This window comes from Streptomyces sp. NPDC059455, assembly GCF_042750115.1.
GTDB classification, from domain to species: Bacteria; Actinomycetota; Actinomycetes; order Streptomycetales; family Streptomycetaceae; genus Streptomyces; species Streptomyces endocoffeicus.
Map to the genome: position 1 here is coordinate 1 of NZ_JBHYVB010000360.1, position 6153 is coordinate 6153.

Consider the following 6153-nt stretch of genomic DNA (forward strand, 5'->3'; position numbering starts at 1 on the left):
GAAAGGGCACACACTTCCTGGCCTTCCTCGGCCTCGCAGCCGCCCTGACCTGCTACAAAAAGCTCGCGAAACTCACCACGTGAGACAAGCTCTAAATGCAGTTCAATATCTTAGGTTCACTCGAAGTGGTTTCCCAGGACAGGGTCGTGCCGCTCGGCGGGATCAAGCAGCGCGCGATGCTGGGCATGCTCCGGATCGTCCCGTCGAGCAAACTGCTCGATTCCCTCTGGGACGGTCGCATTCCGCCGACCGCGCGGAAGATGCTGCAGAATGCGGCCTCCTCGCTGCGCGGAATGCTGGCCTGTGACGGCGGAAGCGCCGACCCGCCGGTACTTCTCACCCACACGCCCGGGTATCTGCTGCGCGTCGAACCCAGCAGCATCGACTTGGACGTGTTCACGCAGCGCACTGAACGAGGCCGTGCGCACGCCGTCGACGCCGATTGGGAATCCGCGCGCAAAGTGCTCCGCGAGGCGCTCGACGTCTGGCGCGGCCCGGTCCTCGCCGACCTGGCCGAGACGTGCACCGCGTGGCCCGAGGCCGCCGCGGTCCAGAACGCGTACGTCGTCGCCGTCGAGGAACTGTTCGATGCCGAACTCGCCTGCGGGCGGCACCGCGAGGTGATTGCGGAACTCGAACTGTTCGCCGCACGGGAACTGTCCCACGAACGCCTGGTGGCACAGCTGATGCTCGCGATGTACCGGTGCGGCCGACAGTCGGACGCGCTCGACGTCTACCGCCGCGCCCGCGTGTCGCTGATCGAGGCCCACGGACTGGAGCCGAGCCGGGAACTCCAGGAGCTCCAACACCTGATCCTCAATCAGGACCTGCGACTGGACTGGCAGGGCGGTGAGAGGCCCGCGCTCGGCGACAACGGCATCGTGGGGCCCCCTGGCCGACCGCCGTCCCGGCCGTCCGAGCGGCGCCGGCCGCCGCGCCGCCCGAGAATATGCCCGCCGAGCCCCGCCGCCCGGAGCTCGTCCCGACGGACGGGTGCGACGTGCCGCTGCCCCAGGGGCGGTTGGCCACCGTGCTGGCCGTCGTCGGCGAGGTCAGGCCCGGGGCGGACGTCGCCGAGACGGCGTCCGCGTTCGACACGGTGGCAGCGACGGTGGACCGCGAGGTCAGCCTGTACGGCGGGGTGGTCATCAGCAGGATCGCGTCCGTGAGCTGGATCCTGTTCGACGACGCCGACCACGCCCCCGATCGCGCCGTCGAGGCCGCGTTGGCGATCCGTCCCGCGCTCGGACGGGCCCGGTCCGTCCGCGACGCCGCTGACGGCGGGGTCCCGCCGGCGGTGGTCAAGGTCGCGGTCGTGTCCACCGACGCGATCCACAGCCACCGCCCCGGCGACGGCACCCTGCGCGCCCTCGACAGCGCCGTCGTCGGCCGCTGCCTCCAACTGGCCAGCGCCGCCCCGGCGGGACAGGTCTGGGTCGGCGAGAAGACCAAGCGCGCCACCGAGCGCTGCGTCCGGTACGAGCGGGTCGGCGACGGCGCGTGGGAAGCGGTCGAACTCCTTCCGGTGCCGCACCGGCCGGACCGGGTGAAGATGCTCATCGGAGGCCCGGACAAGCTCAAGAAGCTGCGCGGGCTGCTCGCCGGCATCAGCGGGCAGCACGCTTCGCCGCTGATCGAGCGGATCAGCCGCCGCGGGGGCGGCATACCGGAGAACGCGGTGGTCGAGGTCACCGTCAGCGTCCTGCTGCCGTCGGACGCCGCGCAGGGCTGGGCGGCGCTGCCGGAGGGCGCGTCCCCGTTTCAGGCCCGGACACCGACCAGGAACACCGGAAACACCAGAAGTACCAGGAACGCCGGGAACGCCAGGAGGGGCCGGATGGGAATCGACGACGGATCGGGTGACGAGAGCCTGTGGCTCAGGCGTTTCGCGCCTGCCGACCATGCGGAGAACCGCCTGGTCTGCTTCCCGCACGCGGGCGCCTCCGCCCCCTTCTTCCTGCCGATGACGCGAGCGCTGGCTCCGACCGTGGACGTCCTCGCGGTGCAGTACCCGGGACGCCAGGACCGGCGGGCCGAGCCCTGCATCGAGGACATCCCCACCCTGGCGAATCACATCGCCCACGCACTGACCGGGTCGCTGGACCGTCCGCTGTCGCTGTTCGGCCACAGCATGGGCGCCGTGCTCGCCTTCGAGGTCGCCCGACGACTCCAGCGGGACCACCCGGGCCAGCCCGCGCACCTGTTCGTCTCCGGTCGGCGCGCCCTGACTCGCATGCGCGAGGAGACGCACCACCTGCTCGACGACGAAGGGATCATCGCGGAGACCGCTCGCGGCGCGGCCCGCAAGCCCGGGCGATGGAGAACCCGGAAGTGCGCGAAATGGTGCTGCCGACGCTCCGCGGCGACTACGCGGCCGTGGGGCGGTACCGCTACATCGCGGGTGACCCGTTGCACTGCCCCGTGACCGCGCTCGTCGGGGACCGGGACCGGGAGGCCAGCGTCGAGGAGGTCAGGGACTGGAAGGAGCAGGCGCCGGAAGGCGGCTTCGCGTTCCGGGTCTTCCCCGGCTGGCACTTCTACCTGGTCAAGGAGATCGCCGGGGTCGTGTCGGTGGTGTCCAACCGCCTTGCCCCTGCGGCGGGAACCGGCCCGCGCCGCTGAGCAGCCGGGTTCGGCACCGGGACTACCGCCACCGCCTGCCGCTGCATCGCGGAGGCGGTAGCGGTGTTGGTCGGCCCTACGCCGAGTCTTCCCGTCGGTCGCAGAGACGGTGACCGGCCTGCGCGCCGGTCACCCGAGCCGTCAAGGACGGACCGTGGTCCCGAGGTCGCCGTCGGCCGTCCGCGAAAAGTGCTCCTCGAGGAGGGCGGTGATCTCCTTCCCGTGCGCCGTGATGAAGAAGTGCCCCCCGGGAACGTGCGGACAGTGCACGTACTGGTGGTGTGCCGCTCCCACGCGTGGGCCTCCGGCAACGTCGTCTCCGGGTCGGAGTCGCCGGTCAGGACCGTGACCGGGCAGTCGATGGTCGCTTTCGAGGCGCACCGGTAGGTCTCGGTTGCCTGATAGTCGGCACGCAAGGACGGCAGGGCGGCCCGCATCAGCTCCTGGCCACCGAGGACACTCGCGGCCGTGCCGTTCAGGCGGCGCAGCTCGGACAGGATGCCGTCGTCGTCCCGCAGGTGGACGCCGGCCGCGTCGCGATGGGCCGACGGGGCGCGGCGGCCGGACGCGAACAGGTGCGTCACCGGGCTGCCGCCGGCCTCGAGTCGACGGATGGTCTCGAAGGCGATGGTGGCGCCGAGGCTGTGGCCGAAGAACGTGACCGGAAGCGGCGGTTGCCGCACCAGGAGGTCGTGGATCCGGTCCGCCAACGAGCCCACATCCGTCAACGGCTGCTCCGCACGGCGCTCCTGACGCCCCGGATACTGGATGGCGATGACGTCCACACTGGGGCTGAGAGCCGATGCGAAGGGCAAGTAGAACGGCGCCGAGCCGCCCGCGTGCGGAAAGCACACCAGGCGGGCCGTGGCCGTGGGGGACGGGTGGTAGCGGCGGCACCACGGATCATCATCGACGGACAGTACGGAGATGCCACTCCAAGTGCTAGTAATAGCAGGATGTTGGGTGAGGGCATATGCCACGTGCCCCCATCGCTCGCACCTCATGCGCAACCGCCAACGCTGGATGCCGTAGCCCTCGATGTCGTGGTGCCGGGGACCGGGAACGAATCCGCGACCGGGCCCGGCCGTCGATCTCGGTGACACACCCGCGCTTGGTGACACACCCGCGTCGGATCCGGGCGAGTAGGCGGCTCGATCCCACGGACCGTCAGGGAACGACGGTCAGCCGTGCGCCGGAAGCGGCTGCGGCTTGCGCCTCGGCGGACACCGGCACGGCGCCCAGCACACCTGCCAGGCCCCGTTGTTGACGGGCGATCCGCCACGATAACACGTGGAGATCCGCACCGGTCCCGTCCTCCGGCGACCGCGCGTGCGCAGAGCTCGCGGACGAAGCCCGACGCGGCGCGGCGGCCTGGGCGCCGCCGAACCGGGAGATCGTCTCGGGGCGGCGCGTGAACCGCCGAATGGCGGGATTCCATCCACCGGGAACTCAGCACTTCCCGGGCGCTGACCGCCCCGATCCGCATGTCCGCCCACCTGGGCGTGCGCCGGCTGTCCGATTCGGCATCCCCCCGGGATGACCTGGTTGCCTCCCGATGGGGCGCCTGGTGGAACGGCGTCATTTTCGGGCCGTTCGCCCACGTGGTGAGCTTTCACCTATGAGGGACTGGAAGATCGGTCGGTGAGCCTGCCGCGTGTCTCGGGGGGCGAATGGCCTCGGCCGGGTCGGGGGCGACCGGTGCGCGGTGCTCTTCGTGTCCGTGCCGCTGGATCACCCGGCGCGGGACGGGGCGACTCGAAGCGATCCCCGATGCGCCGATCTGCCGCGCCGTCAGCGGGCACCCGGGGGGGCGGCACCAGGCACGCGGTCGTCCCGGACGCCAGGGCTCGTGCTGACCGGTGCGAGTGGACCGCGGTACCGGGACCGGGCACGGTGTGGTCAGCGTGCATGACACCACTGACCCGGGAAAAGAGGCGCCGCCACGGCGGACGGTACCGGCCGTAACAGGCTCACGGCCTTCTGAGAACGCTCATTTCCTTCTTCGCGGGGGACGGATGGACATGCCAGGTGCTGAACGACTTCCTGCGAGGGATGACGTGATCGCGGTCATCGGCATGTCATGCCGTCTGCCCAAGGCACCGGACCTCGGTGCCTTCTGGCAGCTCCTCCGCAGCGGCGGCGACGCGATCACGCGAGTGCCGGCGGACCGGGAGCAGATCGGCCGGCCGCGGGCGGGCGAAGCCCTGCCCGGCACCTCCTTCGGCGGCTACCTGGAGAGCGTCGACCGCTTCGACGCCGAGTTCTTCGGCATCTCCCCCCGAGAAGCCACCGCGATGGATCCTCAGCAGCGGCTGGTGCTCGAACTGAGCTGGGAAGCGTTCGAGGACGTCGGCATCGTGCCGGGCACCGTCCGCGGCGACCGGATCGGCGTCTTCGTTGGAGCGAACCGCGACGACTACGCCGCACTGCTGCGCGGGCGCGGCACGGACGCGACAACGGCGCACAGCAACACCGGCCTCCAGCGCGGCATGATCGCCAACCGGGTGTCCTACGCACTCGGACTGAGCGGTCCGAGCATGACGGTGGACACCGCCCAGTCGTCCTCGCTGGTCGCCGTCCACCTGGCGTGCGAGAGCCTGCGCCACGGGGAGTGCACCAGCGCGCTGGTCGGCGGGGTCAAGCTCAGCATCAGCCAGGAGACGGCGGCCGAGGAAGCGAAGTTCGGCGGCCTCTCGCCGGACGGACGCTGCTTCACGTTCGACTCGCGCGCCAACGGCTACGCGCGCGGCGAGGGCGGCGGCGTGCTCGTCCTCAAGCCCCTGTCGAGCGCGTTGGCCGCCGGTGATCCCGTGTACTGCGTGATCCGCGGCAGCGCCGTCAACAGCGACGGCGCCAGCGACGGTCTCACCGTCCCGAGCAGCGCGGCGCAGGAAGCGGTCATCAGGCGCGCCCACCAGCTTGCGGGCCTTCAGCCGGCGGACGTGCAGTACGTCGAGCTGCACGGCACCGGGACCCGGGTCGGCGACCCGGTCGAGGCGGCGGCGCTCGGGGCCGCGCTGGGACGGGACCGCCGCGAGCACGGCCCGCTGGCCGTCGGCTCGGTCAAGACGAACATCGGCCACCTGGAGTCCGCGGCGGGAATCGCCGGTTTCCTCAAGGTCGCGTTGGCCATCCGCGGGCGCGAGATCCCGGCCAGCCTGAACTTCCGTGAGCCGAACCCGCAGATCCCGCTCGACGAGCTGAACCTGCGGGTCCAGACCCGGACCACGCCCTGGCCGCAGGCCGACCGGCCGCTCGTCGCCGGGGTCAGTTCCTTCGGGATGGGCGGCACCAACTGCCACGTGGTGGTCGGCGAGGCGCCCGTCCTCGAACGGTCGGCGACACCTGAGCCCGGGGCGGAGCCGGAGTCTGCCTCGGAGTCGGGGTTGGTGTCTGCGGGTTCGGTGGCGTGGGTGGTGTCGGCGCGGTCGGCTGTGGCGTTGGCCGGGCAGGCGGGTCGGTTGGCGGAGTTCGTGGCGGCTCGTCCGGAGGTTTCGGTTCGGGATGTGGCGTTCTCGTTGGCCGCGACCC

At 71.3% G+C, this 6153-nt stretch carries 4 protein-coding genes and 1 pseudogene; 4 read left to right on the forward strand and 1 reads right to left on the reverse strand.

The window, feature by feature from the left end:
• Positions 1–293: 293 nt before the first annotated feature.
• From ACFXB5_RS51930 to ACFXB5_RS51940, 3 genes and pseudogenes are all read left to right on the forward strand, one after another.
• Positions 294–758 (forward strand): annotated as a pseudogene (locus tag ACFXB5_RS51930) (BTAD domain-containing putative transcriptional regulator); the annotation flags it as partial.
• 191 nt (positions 759–949) lie between these two features.
• The gene (locus ACFXB5_RS51935) at positions 950–2425 is read left to right on the forward strand and encodes a thioesterase II family protein (RefSeq protein WP_385222685.1); all 1476 of its coding nucleotides are present in this window, start codon (positions 950–952) and stop codon (positions 2423–2425) included.
• Positions 2341–2622 carry a thioesterase II family protein gene (locus ACFXB5_RS51940; protein WP_385222688.1) on the forward strand — a complete coding sequence of 94 codons (282 nt, stop codon included), beginning with the start codon at positions 2341–2343 and terminating at the stop codon, positions 2620–2622. Before ACFXB5_RS51935 ends, ACFXB5_RS51940 begins: the two co-directional genes overlap by 85 nt.
• On the opposite strand, the gene ACFXB5_RS51945 is transcribed toward ACFXB5_RS51940, so the two are convergent.
• Positions 2538–3626, reverse strand: coding sequence for a thioesterase II family protein (locus tag ACFXB5_RS51945; protein ID WP_385222690.1), 1089 nt, complete (start codon positions 3624–3626; stop codon positions 2538–2540). The two genes, ACFXB5_RS51940 and ACFXB5_RS51945, sit on opposite strands and share 85 nt — an antisense overlap.
• 1017 nt (positions 3627–4643) lie before the next feature.
• Here ACFXB5_RS51945 and ACFXB5_RS51950 point away from each other — a divergent pair.
• The coding region (locus ACFXB5_RS51950; RefSeq protein ID WP_385222693.1) for a type I polyketide synthase at positions 4644–6153 on the forward strand (1510 nt) is incomplete at its 3' end.

Bases quoted from the DNA above. Each gene is read 5' to 3' on its own strand.
- ACFXB5_RS51935 (WP_385222685.1), top strand. From the start codon at position 950: ATGCCCGCCGAGCCCCGCCGCCCGGAGCTCGTCCCGACGGACGGGTGC.
- ACFXB5_RS51945 (WP_385222690.1), bottom strand. From the start codon at position 3,626: ATGAGGTGCGAGCGATGGGGGCACGTGGCATATGCCCTCACCCAACAT.
- ACFXB5_RS51940 (WP_385222688.1), top strand. From the start codon at position 2,341: ATGGTGCTGCCGACGCTCCGCGGCGACTACGCGGCCGTGGGGCGGTAC.